At 61.0% G+C, this 21,601-nt stretch carries 14 protein-coding genes; 6 read left to right on the forward strand and 8 right to left on the reverse strand.

The window, feature by feature from the left end; all coding sequences use genetic code 11:
• Nucleotides 1–58: 58 nt before the first annotated feature.
• Together I2G40_RS06180 and I2G40_RS06185 are read left to right on the forward strand one after the other, a co-directional pair.
• Entirely contained in the window at nt 59–1,150 is a 1,092-nt protein-coding gene (locus I2G40_RS06180; protein WP_195520883.1) for a DNA cytosine methyltransferase, read from the forward strand.
• Between the two features lie 1,008 nt (nt 1,151–2,158).
• Nucleotides 2,159–3,394, forward strand: a complete 1,236-nt coding sequence (locus tag I2G40_RS06185; protein WP_195544497.1) for a hypothetical protein — start codon at nt 2,159–2,161, stop codon at nt 3,392–3,394.
• 42 nt (nt 3,395–3,436) lie between these two features.
• On the opposite strand, the gene I2G40_RS06190 is transcribed toward I2G40_RS06185, so the two are convergent.
• Nucleotides 3,437–4,171, reverse strand: a complete 735-nt coding sequence (locus I2G40_RS06190; protein WP_195544498.1) for a 3'-5' exonuclease — start codon at nt 4,169–4,171, stop codon at nt 3,437–3,439.
• A 461-nt stretch (nt 4,172–4,632) separates the two neighbouring features.
• Between I2G40_RS06190 and I2G40_RS09695 the strand changes: the two genes are divergently transcribed.
• Nucleotides 4,633–4,758 (forward strand): hypothetical protein, encoded by a 126-nt coding sequence (locus I2G40_RS09695; RefSeq protein ID WP_255412934.1) that lies wholly within the window; start codon nt 4,633–4,635, stop codon nt 4,756–4,758.
• Nucleotides 4,759–5,164: 406 nt separating this feature from the next.
• Here the strand turns inward: I2G40_RS09695 and I2G40_RS06195 are convergent, their stop codons facing one another.
• The 6 genes from I2G40_RS06195 to I2G40_RS06220 form a co-directional block, all read right to left on the reverse strand.
• Complete coding sequence (locus I2G40_RS06195) at nt 5,165–6,544, reverse strand: ATP-binding protein (RefSeq protein ID WP_195544499.1); 1,380 nt, start codon at nt 6,542–6,544, stop codon at nt 5,165–5,167.
• Nucleotides 6,545–6,877: 333 nt separating this feature from the next.
• Nucleotides 6,878–9,655, reverse strand: coding sequence for a selenium-dependent xanthine dehydrogenase (xdh, locus tag I2G40_RS06200; RefSeq protein ID WP_195544500.1), 2,778 nt, complete (start codon nt 9,653–9,655; stop codon nt 6,878–6,880).
• 12 nt (nt 9,656–9,667) lie between these two features.
• Entirely contained in the window at nt 9,668–10,147 is a 480-nt protein-coding gene (locus I2G40_RS06205) for a 4Fe-4S binding protein (RefSeq protein ID WP_195544501.1), read from the reverse strand.
• A gap of 11 nt (nt 10,148–10,158) precedes the next feature.
• The gene (gene ygfK / locus I2G40_RS06210; RefSeq protein ID WP_195544502.1) at nt 10,159–13,158 is read right to left on the reverse strand and encodes a putative selenate reductase subunit YgfK; all 3,000 of its coding nucleotides are present in this window, start codon (nt 13,156–13,158) and stop codon (nt 10,159–10,161) included.
• Between the two features lie 148 nt (nt 13,159–13,306).
• On the reverse strand, nt 13,307–14,662 hold the full coding sequence (gene ssnA / locus I2G40_RS06215; protein ID WP_195544503.1) for a putative aminohydrolase SsnA: 1,356 nt from the start codon (nt 14,660–14,662) through the stop codon (nt 13,307–13,309).
• A gap of 195 nt (nt 14,663–14,857) precedes the next feature.
• The gene (locus I2G40_RS06220) at nt 14,858–16,252 is read right to left on the reverse strand and encodes a uracil-xanthine permease family protein (RefSeq protein ID WP_055285183.1); all 1,395 of its coding nucleotides are present in this window, start codon (nt 16,250–16,252) and stop codon (nt 14,858–14,860) included.
• A gap of 352 nt (nt 16,253–16,604) precedes the next feature.
• Here I2G40_RS06220 and I2G40_RS06225 point away from each other — a divergent pair, with 352 nt between their 5' ends.
• Nucleotides 16,605–17,261 carry a helix-turn-helix transcriptional regulator gene (locus tag I2G40_RS06225; protein ID WP_227789750.1) on the forward strand — a complete coding sequence of 219 codons (657 nt, stop codon included), beginning with the start codon at nt 16,605–16,607 and terminating at the stop codon, nt 17,259–17,261.
• Nucleotides 17,262–17,379: 118 nt separating this feature from the next.
• On the opposite strand, the gene I2G40_RS06230 is transcribed toward I2G40_RS06225, so the two are convergent.
• Nucleotides 17,380–17,757, reverse strand: a complete 378-nt coding sequence (locus I2G40_RS06230) for a Rid family detoxifying hydrolase (RefSeq protein ID WP_195544504.1) — start codon at nt 17,755–17,757, stop codon at nt 17,380–17,382.
• Nucleotides 17,758–18,057: 300 nt separating this feature from the next.
• Between I2G40_RS06230 and I2G40_RS06235 the strand changes: the two genes are divergently transcribed.
• Both I2G40_RS06235 and I2G40_RS06240 read left to right on the forward strand, forming a co-directional pair.
• Nucleotides 18,058–20,550, forward strand: coding sequence for a peptidase U32 family protein (locus tag I2G40_RS06235; RefSeq protein WP_195544505.1), 2,493 nt, complete (start codon nt 18,058–18,060; stop codon nt 20,548–20,550).
• A gap of 15 nt (nt 20,551–20,565) precedes the next feature.
• Entirely contained in the window at nt 20,566–21,225 is a 660-nt protein-coding gene (locus I2G40_RS06240) for an RluA family pseudouridine synthase (protein WP_231500732.1), read from the forward strand.
• The last annotated feature ends 376 nt before the right edge of the window (nt 21,226–21,601 follow it).

Genomic DNA, 21,601 nt, shown 5'->3' on the forward strand with positions numbered 1-21,601 from the left:
CATCTCATGAGCTCATTCCATATTGGAATGAGCTCTACTATTCAGGAGGATTGCTTTAATGAAGCGTTTCGTCAGCCTTTATTCGGGAGCGGGCGGTCTCGACCTCGGCTTCATCGCCGCCGGGTTCACCCCCGTATTTGCGAACGATATCAACCCGGACGCCATGAAAACCTACGCTGCCGCGATGGACGCGATCTCGAAGAAGACCGGCAAAACACTGAGCCACAGGATAGTCACGGGAGATATTAGGGAAGTTGAGGAACTGCCCGGAAGGGGTTCGGCGGAGCTAGTCATTGGAGGACCGCCCTGTCAGGGCTTCTCGGTCGCGGGGAAGATGGACCCGAACGACCCCCGCTCGCGTCACGTCTTCGACTTCCTCGGCATGGTCGAGAGGGTCCAGCCCCAAGCGTTCGTGATGGAGAACGTCAAGGCACTCGCCAAGAACAAACGCTGGGCTGGAACTATTGCCGACATCCGCAAGAAGGCGGAAGAGATTGGCTACAAAACCAACCTTGAGGTGCTGAACAGTGCCAATTACGGCGTCCCGCAGACCAGAGAGCGCATGTTCCTTGTCGGGATCAAGGACCCCTGCATCGAGTACAACTACCCGCAGCCGACAGTCAAGGAATGGGTGGGTGTGGCCGACGCCCTGCGCGGGCTGCCTCCTCTCGGCGAGCCGGGCAATGATCAGACTTGCAAGGCGAAGGTAACTACGGCAAAAAGCCCCGTGCTCCGCCCGTCGCCGTTTGCAGGCATGCTGTTCAACGGCCAAGGCCGCCCGATGGACATGGACAAGCCCGCGCCGACGCTTCCCGCCTCAATGGGCGGGAACAGAACGCCGATTGTCGATCAAGAGACGCTCGAAACCGGAGCGACCCAATGGGTCGAGAAATACCACGAAGAGCTTCAGAAAGGCGGGAAAGTAGCCGATAGCGTTCCTCCTCGCCTTCGCCGCATCTCGGTCCAGGAAGCCGCCACCATACAGACCTTCCCGAGGGATATGCCTTGGTATGGTTCGCAATGCTCCCGCTATCGGCAAATTGGAAACGCCGTTCCTCCCAAGATGGCCTTTGCGGTTGCGCAATCTGTCGCAGAAGCCCTTGGCATGGATATAGACGCAAACCCCTCTCTGCTTGACGAGCTAGGTTAGACAATAAGGGCCCGCAATGTGGCTACCGCCCCAAAACTTTGCCGAGGGTTTCATCCAAGCTCTCCCGCTCGAGGTCTGCAAGGTCCAGTCGATAACTCAAATCGCGAATGCGATCCGGAACGTCCTTGAGAAAGTTGTTAGTCCTGGCAGAATAGCATCGTATATCACGAACAAGATAAGCAGTTTTTAGCCCCTTTTCATCTGCCCTGAGAAGCTGCTACAGGTTTATGAAGCCGGTCGTTCAACAACATGTCCCGCAAAAGAGCATACGGCCTTTTATTTGCATCAGATTCTAAACGTCACGCATGAGAAATCAGCGAGGCCCCAAGTTAAAGCGAGAGCCGAACTCACTCACGGCACGCTACAGCCGTGAACCCTCCAAGCCAGCCAGCCGTTCAGATGTTCCAAATGATATACAGCTTGAAACCTGGCGACTTGAATCGAAGGTCATTCCTGGGACTATCGGTAGGCAGCCTATCTGCATGCGTTGATCTATCAAATTGGCCTTGATGCCAGGGTATATCCAACACTCGACCACCGTTCTCAGCACATCTCCTTACCTCCCCTCCAACTTCAGCTGCAGCAGCAGATCACTCAGCTCAGGGCACTTGCTGGAAAGGCGTGTTTGAACGCACTCGCCCATCCCCCATCGCTGGCGGATCTCCTGGGCGTGCGGACTCACGTGATAGTCCCCGTTCATCACTTGTTTGAGTAGTTTGGCGGTCACGCGGGCATCGGCTAGGGCACTGTGGGCGTGGCACGTCGACTCGTCGAACTCGATGTCAAACCACGTTGCCGCGTCACCCAAAGAGACGCACCCGTGGCTGCCCACGTCCATGATCGAGGTATAAAACGCCCGCAGGTCGGCCCAGTCCGTAGGAAAGCCAGCAAGGCTGACGTGCTTCGTCCACTAATCGTCCTCGAACCGCCACTAGTCCGTCCCGTCCCAGCAGGCCGCTCAACGGTGAGATAATGCCCACGACTATCAACGTAAGCAAGGAGCACGCTATGGCAGACAACGAGACCAAACCCTCGGCGGATGACGGCCGAGAGGAACTCGTGGCAAAACAACTCGCATCCACCAAAATCCACCTCGCGCTCACTCAGGAGCGGGCGGACGTCTCCGGCGCCATCAAGCTCCCGCTCGAACGAGTCCCCCAGCTCGGCATAGCGCTCGCCTCACTTCCCTCGACATTCCGCACCGTCACCAATACGGTGAGTGTGCCTATGCTGCTCCGGCCAACCGACAAGTTTGGCAATCCGCTTGACCCATCGATACTTCAATCGTTCAAGGACGGCAGCGGCCTCATGGGGTCCTACCGCGATGCGGCCAAGGGTTTCGGGCAGGCGCGCCTCCACGTAGTCGAGGGCGACATCGCCACAAGCGTCACGCAGGTGCCTTACGATCCAACGTCGTTGTTCATGGCAGCCGCAATCGCGCAGATAAACCAAAAGCTCGACTCCATCCAGGAGTCCGTCGACGAAATGTTCGAGTACATGCGTCAGCGCGACAAGGCCAACATGCGTGGCGATCTCAAGACGCTCGCAGATATCCTCAACGGTTACAGCTTCAACTGCGGCGACGCCACCTACATGGCCAACGCCCATATGAAGGTGCTCGACATCGAGCACGCGTCCACGCGTGACATGGAACTCTTCCGCTCGCAGGCGCAGGCGGACCTGAAAAAGAAAGGGTTCATCGAGGTGCGAGACGACGTGAAAAGGCGTCTCGACCAGGTTCTCGACTATCTCAAGGACTACCAGCTCGCCACCTATATCCACGCGTTCTCGCTGTTCCTCGAGTCCATGCTCACCCAGAACTTCGAGCCCGCAAAGCTCGCAGACACTGCCGCAAAAATCGAAGCGGACTCGCTTGCGTACCGCGAGCTCTACACCGAGTGTTACGACGCACTCGAGGCAAGCGCTGCCGACACTATCGACGTGGCACTTCTGGGCGGCATCGCGTCCGCTGGCAAGATGCTCGGTCGCGTCATCGCGGCGACGCCCATCGGCGAGTTCACGCCCATAGACGAGGCGCTTGAGGGTGCAGGAGAGGACATCGGCAGGTTCAACGACGAGCAATCCGAGAAACTCATCGAGAAGCTCCACCAGGCAAAGACGCCCGACGTCGCGCCGTTCAGGCAGAGCATAATGGAGATCGACACCCTCTACAACCGCCCCACGCAAATCGCCGTGGACGCCGAGAACGTCTACATCCTGCCTGCCGAGCAGCAGGAAGAGTAGCGATACACGACAGGCACGCGCCACGCAGACAGCTAACGCCCCCTATCTCCCCTCCGCCTTCAGCTTCAGCAGCAGATCACTCAGCTCAGGGCACTTGCTGGAAAGGCGTGTCTGGGCTCGCTCGCCCATCCCCCACCGCTGGCGGACTTCCTGGGCACGCGGGCTCACGTGGTAGCCCCCGTCCATTACCTGCTTGAGCAACTTAGCGGTCACGCGCGCATCGGCTAGGGCGCTGTGGGCGTGACCCGTCGACTCGTCGAACTCGATGCCAAACCACGTCGCCGCGTCACTCAAAGAGACGCACCCGTGGTTTCCCACGTCCATAATCGAGGTGTAAAACGCCTGCAGGTCAGCCCAGTCCGTAGGAAATGCGGAAAGGTCGATATGTTTTGCCTGGCACTCGGTCAAAAACTGTCGCCGGTCCGCCCCGCTCCAGCAAACCACCTGGGCGGAGTAGCGACCGATCCAATCGCTGAGCCTTTTGATCACCACGTAGAGCGGATCGGCCATCGCGGTGTCCACAGCCGATATCCCCGTAAGCTCGCGGACGGGGAACGCAACGCCTTCGGTAAATTCCGTCTGCACAAACTGCGAGAACTCGCCCATAACGTTGCCGTGGTAATCGAGCTTGACGGCGCCGACCTCAATAATCTCGTTGCGCAGCCCACGGCGCTGGCGCTGCTTTGGCACCGGCGCAAACTCAAAGTCCAGCACGATCTGGCGCGCAAAGTTTGTCGTATCGATAGCCGAGATACCCGGCATCTTTTCAGCTGACACGGTTAGGGCCTTTCTCCGTCAACTGCCGCTTGTTACATAAGCGGCTACATTGCCGTAAGGATAGGCGCCCGTGCGGACACAAAAGCGAGGTGCAACGCCATGCGCCGGTCGCACGCCATGCAGACCGCCCAAGAGAGTCGCCCGCTCTATTCAAATGCATGAAAAAGATTTAGGCCCGGTGACTTGAATCAGCGGTCATCCCGAGCCCATCAATATGCAGTGCACCTACAGAGGGCTGGTTAATCAAACGGGCTTTCGGTGACGAAGACCTGCGCGTCTATCCCCAATCGCCCAGCGCCGTCTTCTGCCGCCCTTACGAAAGGCTGCTATTCGAGGGAATCACGTTGCTGTTATTATCGAACATATATTCGTATTTATGACCGCGCTTTGATAGAATGGCAGTTGTTGACGGCAGTTCCATGTGCCGGGCAGCGCCCTCCATGCGACGGGAGGTGATGCCCATGACCGATCTGATTGATTTCGTGAAGCTCCTGACCGCTTTGGTCTCGCTCCTCACGGCGCTTATCGGACTTTCCGAGGCACTTAAGCAGCGTACGAAGCAAAAGAAGAGGGGTCGACGCCGTTAAGGCATTGACCCCTTGAACTAAGTAACGGCGCTGCCCAGCTATCACCCTTGGGCTGCCGTCGACTTTATTCTACCCACGGTTGCCAGGTTTAACAAATGAATTTTCAGTAATGGAGCCTCGGAGCTCGCTCGCTCAACCACCTGGCCATCGGATTAGCCGGATTCTGGGACATGCCTTCCGTCCCAGGCCTCTACCGGAAAATGCGTCCCACCCTGAGATGCCATCGGGATAGCGTATCCCGTTTTGGAGCCGAATTCCGGGTCGTAGTTTCCGCCTGAGGGCCGATCCGGAAACGGCATCCCATTCTGAAGCCGAAATCTGGAACGCACTTTCCGCCAAAGGTCGCAAAAGGAAAGCACATCCCATTCCCGGCATCAAATCAGGACGCGCTTCATTATCCCCGCCCTCACATCTCGGCAAACGAGATCAGCTTGACGTCTCCCCTACTCTCCGCGGCATCCCGACATCCCTGCGTAAAGCCGCTTTTTGAGAAAAGTGCATAGCTTTTTCGTTGCCGTCTAAAGAGCTCGCTTCGGTGCACGAGCTTTTGCAGCACGTCTTCGCCCGCCGGTTCATTGCGCCATTTGCACTCCGCAAACAGCGCAGCGCCCTCGCCATCGTCAACAATCAAGTCGATTTCTTCCTGCGTATGCGTGCGATTGTCCGTCCCCCACCAGCGCCCGACGCTCGCCGGAACCACATCGAGCTGGCCCGCGCGCGCGAGTTCGTACACGTATTGTCTGCATATAAGCTCAAAGACCGTACCCATGTAATCCGATACGTGCGGCTCAATGCGCTTATACGCCATCTCGGCCATATCGTTTTGAATCAGCCCAATGTTCTGCGGAACAAACTTGTACCAGAACCTAAACATCTGGTCGCTCAGCAGATACACGGCTCGCTTATTGCTCGTCTCGTTTAGGGGCAGCTCGCGCTCGACAATCCCAAGCGACGCCAGCTTATCCACATAGCTCTTTACGTTGCTCGCAGGGATTCCCGTAGAGCTCGCAATCTCCGAGATCTTCGAGCGCCCCTGAGCAATTGCTTGCACGATCGCATCATATTGCTCGGGATTGCGGCACTCTTGCATTAGCAGGTTACTCGGCTCCTCAAAGAGATAGCCCGTAGAAGTAAGAAAAAGACGTTTGATGTTGTCCTTGAGCGATGCGGCAGGATCGACTCTCTCGATATATGCAGGAATGCCGCCCGTCATGCCATAGCAAACCGCAGCGTCTTCGCGACTCATGCCCTGCCACAGGCCGAGGGTCGTCGTAAAATCGAGCGGCATGATCTTAAACTGGGCCGTACGCCTACCGTATAGCGGACTCTCGTAGCCCAGCACCCGCTCTTCCATAAACGAAAGCGACGACCCGCACAGGATAAGCATGAGCTTGGTCTCTTTGTACAGGTGATCGATCTTGTCTTGCAGCAACGAGCTGATTTCGGGATTCGATTGGGCGAGATAGGGATACTCGTCAATCACGACAACCAAACGTTCCGTGCGAGCCATGGTGGCCAATGCATCGAACGCCTCGTCAAAACTACGAAACGACACGCCTGCAGCACCAACCGAACCCGCAAGTATCGCCTGGCTAAAGCCGTGCAGGTTTGCCTCTGCATTGGTACGACGAGCTTGAAAGTAAATAGCCTTCTTGTCTTGGATGAATTCTGTGATAAGACGCGTTTTGCCCACACGACGACGGCCGTAAATCACAGGCATCTCAAAGGAGCCCGTGCCATACAGTCGATTGAGCTCGGACATTTCCACTGTTCTTCCGATAAACATAGGGCCATCCTTCCTTTACGTTATAGCTAGCTATATTATACCTTCCTATAATATAGCTAGCTATAACGTAATTCGACAAGCGGCGCACGCAAAAGGGGCGGTACACCACCGCACGTGGACCGTTCCGGAAAATGCATCCCGTTCTGGAGCCAAAAACTGGGCCGTAGTTTCCGCCAAACATGCCATCCGTTCATCCCATTCTGAGGCTTGAATCCGGAACACAGTTTCCGCTCCAAACAAAAGGCCCCGGCTCGCGATGGAGCCGGGGCCAAAGGTGCAGCATATACAGTTGGTGTTGTGCGCGAACAGCCCATCAGCAATGCCGTCTGCGCCCTACCCACGGTGACGGGCGCGGCTGTACGGCGTATCCACCATGGGCAGATCCGGACGCAGCTTGCCGTCGAATGCGCGATAGGCGTTCTGCACGGCGGGCGCCGTGGGGATCGTTGCGATCTCGCCAATGCCCTTGCCGCCATATGCCACGGGCAGCAGCTCGTCCTTCTCCACGTAGATGGCGTGGATATCCGGAATCTCGGGCGCACGGAACAGCCCGAGCGTACCGTACCTTGCCTGGGGCACGCAGTCCTTGAGCGGCCAATCCTCGGTAAGCGCGTAGCCCATGCCCATGAGCACGCCGCCTTCGATCTGACCCTGGATGGAGATGGGGTTGACCACCTTGCCGGAATCGTGCGCGGCATAGACCTCGCTCACGCGACCGTCATCGTCCAGAATGACCACATGCGTGGCAAAGCCGTAGCAGATGTGGCTCTTGGGATTGGGAACGTCGGCGCCCAGCTTGTCGGTCGGCTCCAGGTACACGTAGCCAAACTCGCATCCCTCGAGCGCCTTGATGGCGGCCGCGGGATCCTGAGGATGCATACCCTGGCCGGCGACGAGCTCCTGCGTGTGCAGCTGATAGGCGCGACCGTCGTCGTACTCGATCTTGACGCCGTCGCCATGCGCATTCACGGGAGCGGCGGGCGCAGACTTGCCGGCCTCGATATCAAGCATGGCATCGCGCAGCAGGAAGGCGGCACCGCGCACGGCCTCGCCGGTCACGACCGTCTGACGCGAACCAGACGTGGTGCCGGAGTCGGGAGCGTTCTCGGTGGAGCACTCGCCGTTGGCAATGCAGCTCAGCGGCAGACCGCAGGCCTCGGCAACGTCCTGCAAAAAGACGGTGTTGCAGCCCTGGCCGATGTCGGACGTGGCGGCATAGACCACAGCCACGCCGTCCTCGATGCGAATCTTGCAGCGGCCGGCATCGGGCAGGCCCACGCCCACGCCGGCGTTCTTCATGGCGCAGGCGATACCGGCGTGTCCGGGATGCGCATAGTAGGCATCCTTGACCTCGAGCAGTGTCTCCTTAAGCGCCGTGGAGCAGTCGGCAATCTGGCCGTTGGGCAAAACCTCGCCCGGCTCGATGGCGTTACGGTAGCGGATCTCCCACGGATCCAGGCCGACCTTCTCTGCCAGCAAGTCGATCAGACTCTCGAGCGCAAACTCGGACTGGCAAACGCCAAAGCCGCGGTACGCGCCGGCGGGCGGGTTGTTGGTGTAGTAGCCAAAACCGCGAATGTCGGTGTTCTGGTACTTGTAGGGGCCGACGGCATGCGTGCAGGCGCGCTCGAGCACCGGGCCGCACAGCGACGCGTAGGCGCCGGTATCAAAGTTGATCTCGCAATCCAGACCGGTAAAGTTGCCCTCGGCGTCGCAACCCAGTGTAAAGGTGCCGTCCATGGCGTGGCGCTTGGGGTGGAACGCAAGCGACTCGGCGCGCGTGAGCTTGCACTTCACAGGACGCTGGAGCTTATATGCGGCGAGCGCGGCCAGGTGCTGGATGGACACGTCCTCCTTGCCGCCAAAGCCGCCACCCACGAGCATGGTCTCGACGACCACGCGCTCGGGCTCGTTATCCCAGCCAAACATGTGGGCGCACTCTTTGCGCGTGTCGTAGGCACCCTGGTCGGTCGACTGCACCTTGACGCCGTTCTTGTAAGGAAATGCCACGGCGCACTCGGGCTCCAAGAAGGCATGCTCGGTAAAGGGCGTGGTAAAGCGCTGCGTCACGGTGAACGCGCTTTCGGCCAGCGCCTTGGCGGCGTCGCCGCGCGTCACGTGACGGCTCTGGCACACGTTGTCCTTGAGCTCCACCGTGTTGCCGAAGGCAAAGTAGCTGTCATGCAGGCGCGGGGCGTCGGCGGCCCTGGCCTCGACAATGTTGCGCACGGGCTCCAGCGGCTCGTAATCGATCTTTACGAGCTTCTTGGCCTTCTCGAGCGTCGCCTCGTCCTCGGCAACCACCAGCACGATGGCATCGCCCACGCAACGGGTGATATCGCCCTGAGCGATCATGACGTCCCAGTCCTGGATAAGGTGGCCGACCTGGTTGACCGGCACGTCCTCGGCGCGCAGGATGCCCACCACACCGGGCAGGGCCTCGGCCTTGGAGGTGTCGATGGAGAGCACGCGGGCGCGCGGATACTTGGAGCGCACGGCGCTGGCGTAGGTCAGGCCCGGCTGATCGAGCTCGTCGATGTCGTCGGGATACTTGCCCTCACCGAGCACCTTCTTGCGCACGTCGACACGGAAGGCGCGCTTGCCCACGCCGTAGTCATCGCCGCGCTCCAGGTCCTCATCGATCTGCTTTTCGCCGCGGAGCACCGCAGCGGCCAGCGAGATGCCCTCGATAATCTTTTTGTAGCCGGTGCAGCGGCAGACGTTGCCGCGGATGGCGTACTTGATCTGCTCCTCGGTGGGCTCGGGATCCTCGGCGATGAGCGCCGCGCCCGCCATGACCATGCCGGGGATGCAAAAACCGCACTGCACGGCGCCCACGGCGCCAAAGGCGTACACAAAGGCCTCGCGCACGTCCTCGGGCAGGCCCTCGACGGTCACGATGTTGCGGCCGGCGGCAAGAGCGGTGGTCAGCACGCACGCCTTGACGGCCGCACCGTCCACATGGATGGTGCAGGTACCGCAGGCGCCCTCGGAGCAGCCGTCCTTGGCGGAGTGAATGTGCAGGTCGTCGCGCAGATAGCGCAGCAGCGGCTTGTTCTGAGTCGTCGTGCGCTCGACGCCGTTAACGGTAAAAGTGAATTCCTGTGCCATGGTGATTCCCTTCTACACGCCAGCGGCGATGCCGGTGCGGTCGTGGATGGCGCCATGAGGGCAGACGACGGCGCACATGCCGCACGACAGGCAGTCCACGCCGTCGATATGGGCGCAGTTGTCCTCGATGCGGATAGCGCCGGCAGGGCACTTTTTGGCGCACATACCGCAACCGATGCAGCTCGTGTCGCAGATCTTGCGCGCAATGGCGCCCTTATCGGTGTTGTTGCAGCGCACCAGAATGTTCTGGTAGCCGGGAACAAAGGCAATCACGCGCTGCGGGCACGCCATGCCGCACAGGCCACAGCCCGTGCACTTGGAGCGGTCCACGCGGGCGACGCCGTCGACCAGCGCAATGGCACCGTGGGGGCAGGCCGTGACGCAGGCGCCACAGCCAATGCAGCCTTCGCTGCAGCGGGCGTCGCCGCCTGCGGAGGCGCAACCGCTTCCGCAGGCAACGTAGGCCACATTATGTTGAATGGATTTGGCCATAAGAGACTCGCCTATTTCTTAAGAAGGTACGAATAGTTGTCGCGCACGGCCCTGATGGTCAGGCGGACGGCCTCGGGAAGACCGGTGTTGACGGCATCGACCGAGACGGTGCGGACCGTGCCGGCGACGCGGACCTTAAAGTGGTCCTCGCCCACGGCCAGGAAGCCCTCGTTCTCGGAGTTCTCCATGTCCTCCTCGCTCCAGAACAGGGTGAGCTTGTCCTTGTAGGGACGACCCTCCTGATAGGGGCAGAACACGGCACAGTTACCGCACTCGTTGCACATGCCGTCGACATGGACGACCTGATGCTTGACCAGGCCCGGCACCTTAATTGCCACGTTGGCGCGGTTGGGGCACACGTCGCAGCAGACCTCGCACACCGAGCCGCAGCCCAGGCAGCGGGTCTTGGTGCAGTTGCGCTTGTCGCGGCACAGCGACCCCTTGCGCTCGTAGCAGGTGTCCTCGCGGCCGGCCTGCTCGTTGCAGTCGGCGTACTTGTTAAAGTCCACGCCGGCGATGGCACGGGCGACCTCGGCGGCGTCGGCGATGGCCTCGACCACGGTGGCAGGACCGCGGCGGCAGTCGCCCGCAGCCCAGACGCCCTCGACGCCGGTGGAGGTGGCGGCAAGGCGGCCGCGACGGTCGTGCTCAACGCCCGCGGCATCGTACAGGCTGGCATCGATGCCCTCGCCCACGGCGCAGATCACCGTGGTGGCGGGAAGCTCGACGGTCTCGCCCGTAGCGACGGGGCTACGACGGCCGCTTGCATCCGGCTCGCCAAGCTCCATAACATCGCAGGTCAGCACAGCGCCGTTGAGCGCCTTAGGCGCCAGCAACTCGCAGAACTCAACGCCGTCGGCAAGAGCAAGATCGAGCTCCTCCTCGTCGGCGGGCATCTGCTTCTTGGTGCGGCGATACACCAGGCGCACGTTCTTCACACCAGCCAGGCGCTTAGCCACGCGGGCCGCGTCCATGGCGGTGTTGCCGGCGCCAATGACTACGACGTCCTCGCCCAGCTCGAGCTTCTCGCCCTTCTTGGCGGCCTCGAGGAACTCCAGCACGTCAAGCTCGGCACCCTCGCCCAGGCCTGCAGAGCCAGGCATCCAGGCACCGGTGGCCACGACCACGTCGGTAAAGCCCTGGGCCTTGAGATCGTCGATGGACTCCACGCGGGCGTTGAGCTGCACCTTGGCGCCAAAGGCCAGGCAGAGCTCGGCATCGTGGGAGATATCGTCGCTCGCAATGCGGAACTCAGGAATGACGTGACGGACCACGCCGCCGAGCGAATCGCGGGCCTCAAAGATGGTGACGGGCACGCCGGCACGAGTCAGGAAGAACGCCGTCGCCAGACCGGCCGGACCGCCGCCGATAACGGCAACGTTGCGCTCGCCGTCGTTGGCGATGGCCTGGGCGCGCAGCTTGGGCAGCACGGCGGTCATGGCCTCGCGGGCGGCCTTGAGCTTGCTGGCGCGAATCTGGGCGCCCTCGGGCTCGTAGAACGCACGCTCGCAGGCACGGCCGCAGGGATGCGGGCAGATGGTGCCGGTAATGAACGGCAGGGCGTTGCGCTCGATGATGATGTTGAGTGCGTCCTCGTAGCGGCCCTCGTCAACGGCCGCCAGGTAGGCGGGAATATCCTGCTGGATGGGGCAGCTCGTGCGGCACGGCGTGGTAAAGCAGTCGGAAAGCGGGCTCTTGCCGGCGACCTTGCGGTCGGGCAGCGGGCGCAGCGGCTTCTTGTAGAGCGGGTTGGTGAGTGAGTCGGTCTGGATCGCAGTCACAGCCTCGAGAGAGACGCCCGCGAACGGCTTGCCATCCAGGTCGGTAAACTCGCCGGCCATCTGGCTAAAGCGCTCGTAGCCACCGGGCTTGAGCACGTCGGTCGCCAGGGTGACGGGCCAAATGCCGGCATCGTACAGGGCGCGGATATTGTAGACCGTGGCACCGCCAGAGTAGCTGATGCGCAGCTTGCCATCGAACTGCTCGGTAATGCGACGGGCGGCCTCGATGGTCAGCGAGAACAGCGAACGGCCCGACATGTACATCTCGGTGGAGGGCAGCTCGTTTCTCGTCACGTCGACGGGGAAGGTGTTGGTGAGCTTGACGCCAAACTCCAGGCCGCGCTCGGCACACAGGGCAATCAGGCGCTCGAACATAGGCACGGCATCGGCCCACTGCAGGTCCTCGCGGAAGTGCGTGTCATCGAAGACAATGTAGTCAAAGCCCAGCTCGTTCAGACGCTGACGGGCAAACTCATAGCCCAGCAGCGTGGGATTGCACTTGATGTAGGTGTTGAGGCCCTTCTCGGTGATCAGATAGGTCGCGATGCGCTCGATCTCGGCCGGCGGGCAGCCGTGCAGGGTAGACTCGGTGATGGAGTTGGAGACGCGTGCCGGGATGGACTCGACAAATGCGGCGTCAACATGCTCAAACTTGTCCAGGTTGGCGAGCGCCCACGTACGGCACTCGTTCCAGACGTCGGAGCCGCTGGCGTCCTTCATGCCCTCGATGTAGGCATCGACTTTGGGGCTCTTAATACCCTCGAGGTCATAGCCCACCGACATGTTGAAGACAAAGCCGTCCGGGCTGCCCAGACCGTACTCGCGAGCGATCAGGTGGCAGGCAAACCATGCCTTCACGTACTCGGCAAAGGCCTGCGGAACCTCGAGCTCGGTCGACCACTCGCAGTTGTAGCACTCGTCCTGCGCCACAATGCAGGGCTTGTTCACACACTTGGAGAGCTCCTCGCCGTCCATAACCTGAACGGTCTTAAGCTCAAAGAAGCGGGAACCGGCCACATAAGAGGCCACGATGTTCTGGGCAAGCTGCGTGTTGGGACCGGCGGCCGGGCCAAACGGAGTCTCGATGCGCTCGTCAAAAATGGGAAGCGCACCCTCCTGGTTGGTCGTGACCATCTTGCGCACGCCAAAGACGGCGCCCTGAGTCTTGTGCTCCTCGATGATCCAGTTCATCAGCTGCGAAAACGGGATCGGCCTCATGATGTCGCTCATAATGAGCTCCTCTCTGTAACGCCCGGCGAGACCGCGCGGCGGGCGCAAATACGGTGTAGCGCTAGCACAGCGCCGGCGACCCCGCGGAGGCCGCCTATACGCGCGTCGGATGCGGCGAAACATCCGACGCGCGTGAATCTACTTGTAATTAGTAGGCGCGATCGTTGAGCGTGCTCCAGAGCTTCTTGGACTCAGCCATGGTCCACGCGTTGATCTTGTCCTCATCAATCCCAACGAACTCGCGATCCTTGTACAGGACGCGGCCGTTGATGATGGTGGTGCGGCAGTTTTTGCCCATCATGCCAAAGAGCATGTGGCCGTCGATGTTCTCCTCGCTCAGCGGCGTAAAGGGCTTGTAGTCCATGACGATGACGTCGGCGGCAGCGCCGGCCTCGAGCACACCGAGCTTGCGATCGAAGTACTTGCTCGCCATCTTGGCGTTGTTCTCGAACAGCATGGTCATGGCCTCGCACCAGCCCACGTTGGGCATGGCGGCGTTGTGGCGCTGGATGATCAGGAAGACCTTAAGGCTCTCGAGCATATCGTGGGTGTAGGCATCGGTGCCCATGCACACAGGGATGCCGCGGCGGAAGAATTCGAGCACGGGGGCGCAGCCCACGGCGTTGCCCATATTGGATTCGGGGTTGTTGACGAGCCAGGTGCCGGACTCCTTGACGATATCCATCTCGGCAGGCGTCACGTGGATGCAGTGGCCGAGCATGGTGTCGGGACCCAGCAGGTTGTGCTGCAGCAGGCGCTCGACCGGGCTGATGCCACCGCGGTTGAGGCGGGAATCCCACACGTCATTCATGCCCTCGCACACATGGATGTGGAAGCCGGTCAGGCCGTTGTTGGCCTCGGCCATCTTGTCCATGGTCTCGTCCGAAAGCGTAAAGGTGGCATGTCCGCCAAACATGGCGGCAATCATGTGGTTGTCGTTATCGCGACGCTCCTTGGCGGCCCACTGGGCAAACTCGGCGTTCTCGGCAATGGCCTGGTCGCATTTTTCCTGGCCGCGGCGATCGGAGACCTCGTAGCACAGGCACGAACGCATGCCCAGCTCCTGCGCGGCGTCCTTAATGGTAAAGAGGCTTCCCGGGATCTCGCAGAAGCTCGCATGGTGATCGAAGATCGTGGTGACGCCATCGCGGATGGAGTCAAGAATCGTGGCATAGGCGCTGGCCTTGGTGCCGTCGAGCGTCAGGTTGTCGTCGATCTTCCACCACTGCTGCTCAAGATTCTCCAGGAAGTTGGTGGGGTTGCAGCCCTTAATGGCAAGGCCGCGGGCCAGACCCGAGTAGATGTGGGTGTGGCAGTTGATGAGTCCGGGCATGATGAGGTTGCCCTGGGCGTCGACGTACTCGGCATCCGGGTACTTGGCCTTGAGCTCGCACTCGGGGCCCACTTCGACGATCGTATCTCCGTCAATGGCGACCGCACCGTTTGGAATGAACGGGATCTGAGCGTTGCGGGTAAAGACGGAACCGTTAGCGACCAGAAGCATGGATGCTCCCTTCAACATCAGGGGCGGGGTTTGACACCTCTGACATGGCGGAGTGCGAAGCGCCGGCCTACACCGGAAACGGGCCCTCTCCCGTCAACGCTTCACCAAAGGGACAAACCCTTTGAAGTGCGGCTTGGCGCCGCATGGCGTCGGCGGACGAGGCGATGCGTCCGCCGACGAATAGCACCGAATTGGTTACTTCTTGCTCTCGGGCAAGACCAGATCCACGGCAGCGTCCTTGGCAGCATCGATGTGCTGAGCCACGACCGGCGTCTGCGGAAGGATCAGGTTAAGGACAATGGCCATGATGGCGGTGGGGGTTACGGCATTGGAGCCGATGACGGTGGACACCCAGGCGGGCATACCCTCGCCGGCAAGGCAACCGCTGGCCATCCAGATACCCAGGCCAAAGACGACGGAGGTGCCGACGATGGTGGTAGTGCGCTGCGTGAGGCCCTCGCGGGTGAACATGCGCACGCCGTTCATGGTGATGGTGCCAAAGACGCCGACGGTCGCGCCGCCGATGACGGGCTGCGGGATAGCGGAAAGGACAGCAGAGAGCTGCGGGAACAGACCGGCGATGGCAAAGACGGCCGCGATGATCACAAAGACCCACTTGTTGACGACCTTGTTGGAGCAGATGATGCCCACGTTCTGGCCAAGGGCGCTGGTGGGAAGACCGCCCAGCAGGCCGCCGACCATAGAGGTGAGGCCCTGGGACACGATAGCGCCGGAGAGCTCGCGCTCGGTGGGCATACGGTCGATGGAACCAAGGCAGGCAGCGGAGACGTCGCCGATAACCTGGATGGCGACCATGGGGAACACGACGGCGAGGGTAATGCAGACCTCAGGATCAAACTCGAGCGCGTAGGGCATGAGCTTGGGAAGGGCGAAGACCTGAGCGGTGGCGACGCTGGAGAAGTCGATCATGCCAAAGGGGATGGAGACGATCATGCCAACGATCATGCCAAAGAACACGGATCCCAGCTTGAGCGTGCCCTTGCCAAAGTTGGCGAGCGCAAAGACCACGGCGAAGGTGATAAGAGCGACGCACCACGCCTGCGGGGTGCCCCACAGCGGCGTGCCCATACCGCCGGCCATATACTTGACGGCCGTGGGATAGAGAGAGACGCCAATGGAGAAGATGACCGTACCGGTCACGACGGGCGGGAACAGCCACTTGATCTTGCTGTAGGCCAGACCAAAGAGGACCGCGACGGCGCCGCCGACGATCTCGCCGCCCAGCAGCGCACCAAAGCTAAAGCCCGAGGCGCCCATGGCCTGCAGGGCCGGCAGGAACGCGAACGAAACGCCCATGACGATGGGCAGGCCGCCGCCGATGCGACGGAAGGGAGCGAAGGCCTGAAGGGCCGTATCGATCGCCGAAAGAATGAGCGCGACCTGGATGATGTCGGTGCTCTGCTGGCTATTAAAGCCGTAGACGCCGGCCATGATGACCGCCGGGGTAATGATGCCGGCAAACGATGCCAGTACGTGCTGAAGGGCACACGGGATCATTTCCTTAACGGGAGGCATGCCTTCGCGAGTGAACAGGGCTTCAGTGCCGTTCGTAACCGTCTCCTGGGTCATTTGACCACCAATCCTCGAAGTAGTTGTTTTCGCATCTAACGCTCTATTGTGACGCAGTGCGGGGTTGAGGTTGTGCCTTCATTGCATATCGTATTAAAGATGATTCTCATTCTCAATAATAATTTTTTGTTATCAGACTATTCTTCAGCTGAAATAACGCATTTCCGCAGGTCAGGAAAGTGTTTGGTCAAAATAACATCTAACTTTTCTTTTGGTCGACCGTTTACCGCCAAATTCCTACCGCTCGTCTGTATTACGCAATGTACCTGCGAATATACGAGTCAATAGACACCGTGTTACCATGAGAAAAAATTGTTATGAACATTTCCGATTTCACCCAAAGGAGTTGCCCGTGAACGAGACCGTACGTCGCTTTTTGCCGATGGTCGATTTCCTGGAGCAGATACTCGGCAAAAACAGCGAGATCGTGCTGCATGATTTCTCGGATCCCGACCACGCCATCGTCGATATTCGCAACGGCATCGTGAGCGGCCGTAAGGTCGGCGGTCCTGCCACCGATCTGGCACTCAAGATCATGCACGATGCCAAGTATCGCGACCTGCCGTTTATTACGGGCTACGAGGGGCGCGGTGCCGGTGGCAAGACGCTGGAGTCGGCGACGTACTTTATCCGTGAGGGTGACGAGATCGTCGGTATGCTCTGCGTCAACACCGACCTCTCGACCGTGCGCTCCATCAACGCCATGGCGCAGCAGCTCATGGCATGCTTCGACGCGGCGCCGACGCGCACGGAGCCCGCGTCTATCGAGGTCGAAAGCCTTTCGGAGTCCACGCAGGAGCTCATCGACCGCAGTATTGCCGAGCTGCTGAGCGCGCGCGGGCTGGATGTAGCGTCGCTTGGTCAGAGCGACCGCGTGGACGTCATTCGCCACCTCAACGGCAACGGGGTGTTCATGCTCAAGGGTGCCGTGGCCTGCGCCGCCACCGCGTTGGGCATCTCGGAGCCCAGCGTCTACCGCTACCTGCAAAAAGTCCGCAAGGAAGGCTAAACGCGATCCCTTGGGGACGGAGGGAAACGGACCATTTTTGTCGCATTGCTTGGCAAAAGACCCTGCAGCTCACACTGCAGGGTCTTTTTGCATGTCATGTTTAGTTGTTGCCAACGCCTTAGAGAGCGGCGACGACCTCGATCTCGACCAGACCGCCGGCCGGAAGGGCGGCAACCTGGAAAGCGCTGCGCGCGGGGAACGGAGCCTCGAATTTGGAGGCGTAGATCTCGTTCACGGCAGCGAAGTCGGCAATGTCGGCCAGGTAGACCGTGGTCTTGACGACATCGGCAAAGGTGGCGCCGGCAGCGGTCAGCAGGGCCTGGACGTTGGCGAGGGACTGCTTGGCCTGGGCCTCGACGCCCTCGGGCATCTTGCCGGTCGCGGGATCGATGCCCAGCTGGCCGGACAGGAACACCATGTTGCCGGCCTGGATACCGGGGGAATACGGGCCGATGGCTGCGGAAGCGTTATCGGAAGACACGACGGTCTTGCTCATGTTTTTCTCCTTACGATCAATTGAGAGAGCGTGAGCGCGGTGTTCACACCGGGAGGCACAGTTCGGTCTGAACACCGCGCTTGATTGGGATAGTACTCAAGGTTTCTGTTTGATGCAAGAATATTATCAGCTTGCGAGAATATTTTATCGCCCAACGGTTTCCCCGAACCGCTGAACGGTTCTCATGTGGAGCAGCCAGTCCAAGCTGCTGAAGACTTTGTCCTGCTTAGGCTGCGGGCGTCGCCCACCGCAGCGACGCCACTATACTTTTGAATATCTGAGCATTTTGAAAGGCAGGATATGACCGCAACCGCCAGCCGAACCACTAACCGCAGGCCCGAGCTTTTGGCCCCCGCCGGAGGCCCGGAGCCCTTTGCCGCCGCGCTCGCCGCCGGGGCAGACGCCATCTACTGCGGCATGGGCAGCTTCAACGCCCGCCGCAAGGCAACCAACTTTACCGACGAGGCCTTTGAGCAAGCCTGCCGCGCCGCGCATCTAGCCGGGTCGCGCGTCTACGTCACGGTCAACATCGTCATCAAGCAGTCCGAGATGGGCGATGCACTGCAGCTCATTCATCGCTGCTCCACGCTGGGCGCCGATGCCTTCATTATCCAGGACTGGGGTCTGTTCTTTGAGGCCAAGCGCACCATGCCCGGCATCGAGACACATATCTCGACCCAGGCGAACATCCACGACGACCGCGGAACCCTTTGGTGCCGTGAGCAGGGCGCCGACCGCGTGACTCTCTCGCGCGAGCTCTCCATCGACGAAATCGCCGCCATTCACGACGCCGCGCCCGATGTGGACCTTGAGGTCTTCAGCCATGGCGCCATCTGCTTTTGCTACTCGGGCCTGTGCCTGCTGTCGAGCTTTGCCATGGCGGGACGATCGGCCAACCGCGGCATGTGCGCCCAGCCCTGCCGCCTGCCCTACGAGTTGATCGACGAGAACGGTCGCGCGCTCTCCCCTGCCGGTCGCGAGCGCGCGCTGTGCCCGCGTGACACCAACACCTCACAGCTTGTTCGCCGTCTGTATGACGCCGGCGCCGCATCGCTCAAGCTCGAGGGCCGCATGAAGGCACCCGATTACGTGTACTCCATCGTTGATGTGTATCGTCACGAAATTGACAACATGCTATCCGGAGCCGCCGTTGCCAAGGACGAGGAAGCCGCCCGCCAGCGCCAGCTCAAGCGCTGCTTCAACCGCGACTTTACGCACGCCTATCAGGACGGCACCTCGGGCGACGAGATGATGAGCTATGAGCGTTCCAACAACCGCGGCCAGATCGTGGGCACGGTGCTGGGCAGCCGCCCGGCCAACCGCGATGTGCGCGGCCTCAAGTCCGACGACCGCCGTCGCCGCGCCGCCATCGCCCGCATTGAGCTGTTTGAGCCCGTGGGCAAAGGCGACCTGCTGGAGCTTCGCCACGATAACGAGTTTGACCAGTTCCTGACCACCATTGCCGCCGATGATGCCGCCGCCGGTGACATCATTGAGTGCCGCGTGCCCCGTAGCATGCCCGAGGGCTGCCGCGTGCGCGTGATTCGAAGCCAGAGCGCCATTGACGCCGCCGGCGCCGCGCTCAAGCGCGATGTGCTGCGCCGCCGAGCTGTTGACGTGTCCGTCGTGGCGCGCCTGGGCGAGCCGTTTACTGTCACACTCACCTGCTGTGACAACCCCGCGCTCACCGCCACCGCCACGGGCTTCACCGTCGAGGCCGCCAAGACCCGCGCCGTCGAGGCATCCGATCTGGCTGAGCACGTCGGGCGCATGGGCTCCTCTCCCTTTGAGGCCGCGAGCTTTGATGTGGCGCTCGATGAGGGCTGCGGCATGGGCTTCTCCGCCGTGCACAAGGTGCGCGCCGCCGCTTGTAAGGCGCTGGAAGAGGCCATTCTGGCACCGTACGAGGAGCGCGCAAAAACGCTCGAGTTGCCGGTGCTCGACAAATGTACGCGCCCCATGCCCAAGCACTACCGCGACGAGCCGCAGATCTGCGCCACCGTCACCTCGCTCGAGGCCGCCGAGGCAGCCCGCGCGGAGGGTGCAACGCGCATCTATATGACCACCGACGCGCTCGAGGCTGTCGGACTCTCCCCTGCCGATGCATTTGAGCAGGGTATCGTGCCCGTACTCGACGAGGTCTGCCGCGCTGTTGACCACGAGCGCGTCGATCCTTGGATCAATGCCGGAGCCACCGTCGCCGTCGGCAATATCTCCGAGCTCGCCGTAGCCGCTCATGCCGGCGCCACGGCCGAGATTCGCTCTTGCCTGCCGGTGCATAACACGCCCTGCATGGAGGCACTTGCCGAGCGCGGAGCCGGTGCGTTTTGGCTCTCGCCCGAGATCACGCTCGACGAGATCGTCTCGCTTGGCACCGCCGCGCCCGCAGCCCTGGGCATCACTGTGTTCGGCCGCCCGCGCGTTATGACGAGTGAGCACTGCATCCTGCAGGTGGCCAATGGCTGCATCCACGATTGCGCTAACTGCCGCCTGCGCGCCCGCAAGCTGTCACTCAAGAATATCGACGGCAAGGTCATGCCCGTACGCACCGACATCCATGGCCGCTCTCGCCTGTACGACGCCTACCCCATCGACCTCACGCCGCAGGTTCCTCAGCTGCTCGATGCCGGCGTGCGTCGTCTCATGGTAGACGGAACCCTGCTCGAGACGGATGAGGTGGGCCGTGCCGTCGCCCGCGTCCGTCGTGCCGTCGAGGCGGCTCAAGCCGGCCGCAAGCCCGCCGCCCGCCTGCGCGGCGCTACCTCGGGCTGCATGTTTGTGGGAATTAGCTAACCGAAAGGCTTACACGTGAACGAAGAACCTCAAGTCCTCTACTGCGATGCCTGGCTCATGGCCATCGACAAGCCCGCCGGCATGATCGTCCACGGCGACGGCACCGGTGAACGCACACTTACCGACTACGCCAGCGACCTGCTGCTGGCGATGGGCGACGGCTTTGCCGCGACCGACATGCAGCCGCTCAACCGCCTGGACCGCAACACCACCGGCGTTGTGCTGTTCTCGCTCGACAAGCAGACGCAACCCGCTTTTGACCAGATGGTCATCGACCACGCCTTCGAAAAGCACTATCTGGCGCTCGCCGAGGGCAAGATCGACTGGAACGAAAAGCTCATCGACAAGCCCATCGCCCGCGACCGCCACGACAGCCGCAAGATGCGCGTCGGCGCCAGCGGCAAGCCGTCTCAGACGCGCGTCAAGGTACTCAAGCGTCTTAAGAGCCGCCGTGGCCTGCCCACGCGCTCGTATATTGATGTCGAGCTGCTCACCGGCCGCAAGCATCAGATTCGCGTGCACCTGGCGAGTGAGCGTCATCCCCTGGTTGGCGACGACCTGTACGGAACGCCGCGCCCCTGCGGCCTGATGCTCCACGCCCACAGCGTGTCCTTTACGCATCCCGTAACCGGCGAGCACATCCACATCGAAGCCCCCTGCCCCTGGGAGCCCTAAACCACCACAATGGGGACAGGCACCTTTGTGGTGGTTTTGCCGCGATGGCTCAGCCGCGGTCCCAAAACGTCTCGATCTGTAACAGTTAGAACCCATTTTCCGGCCTATCTGTTACAGATCGAGACATTCGAATCTCCCTCAAGGGAAAATCTCAATCCGTAACAGTAACTCGGTAAAATCCGTCCCAGATGTTACAAATTGAGACAAAGGGACGGCGCGGCTCGGAAGTATCTCGATCTGTAACACCTAGCCCACTTTTAACGGTCCAGTTGTTACAGACTTAGACAAAACCGGTAGACAATCAGAACCACCCTTAAAAAGGGTGGTTTGCTCTTAGGGTATAACCCACGGGCCCCGGGCTCGCGTCTAAAGGCGC

The organism is Collinsella aerofaciens, from assembly GCF_015558785.1.
Lineage (GTDB): Bacteria > Actinomycetota > Coriobacteriia > Coriobacteriales > Coriobacteriaceae > Collinsella > Collinsella aerofaciens_P.

What these genes read in the sequence shown, in the direction of transcription:
- I2G40_RS06180 (WP_195520883.1), top strand. Translation starts at nt 59, where the DNA reads ATGAAGCGTTTCGTCAGCCTTTATTCGGGAGCGGGCGGTCTCGACCTC.
- I2G40_RS06185 (WP_195544497.1), top strand. Translation starts at nt 2,159, where the DNA reads ATGGCAGACAACGAGACCAAACCCTCGGCGGATGACGGCCGAGAGGAA.
- I2G40_RS06205 (WP_195544501.1), bottom strand. Translation starts at nt 10,147, where the DNA reads ATGGCCAAATCCATTCAACATAATGTGGCCTACGTTGCCTGCGGAAGC.
- I2G40_RS09695 (WP_255412934.1), top strand. Translation starts at nt 4,633, where the DNA reads ATGACCGATCTGATTGATTTCGTGAAGCTCCTGACCGCTTTGGTCTCG.
- xdh (WP_195544500.1), bottom strand. Translation starts at nt 9,655, where the DNA reads ATGGCACAGGAATTCACTTTTACCGTTAACGGCGTCGAGCGCACGACG.
- ssnA (WP_195544503.1), bottom strand. Translation starts at nt 14,662, where the DNA reads ATGCTTCTGGTCGCTAACGGTTCCGTCTTTACCCGCAACGCTCAGATC.
- ygfK (WP_195544502.1), bottom strand. Translation starts at nt 13,158, where the DNA reads ATGAGCGACATCATGAGGCCGATCCCGTTTTCGCAGCTGATGAACTGG.
- I2G40_RS06220 (WP_055285183.1), bottom strand. Translation starts at nt 16,252, where the DNA reads ATGACCCAGGAGACGGTTACGAACGGCACTGAAGCCCTGTTCACTCGC.
- I2G40_RS06235 (WP_195544505.1), top strand. Translation starts at nt 18,058, where the DNA reads ATGACCGCAACCGCCAGCCGAACCACTAACCGCAGGCCCGAGCTTTTG.
- I2G40_RS06230 (WP_195544504.1), bottom strand. Translation starts at nt 17,757, where the DNA reads ATGAGCAAGACCGTCGTGTCTTCCGATAACGCTTCCGCAGCCATCGGC.
- I2G40_RS06195 (WP_195544499.1), bottom strand. Translation starts at nt 6,544, where the DNA reads ATGTTTATCGGAAGAACAGTGGAAATGTCCGAGCTCAATCGACTGTAT.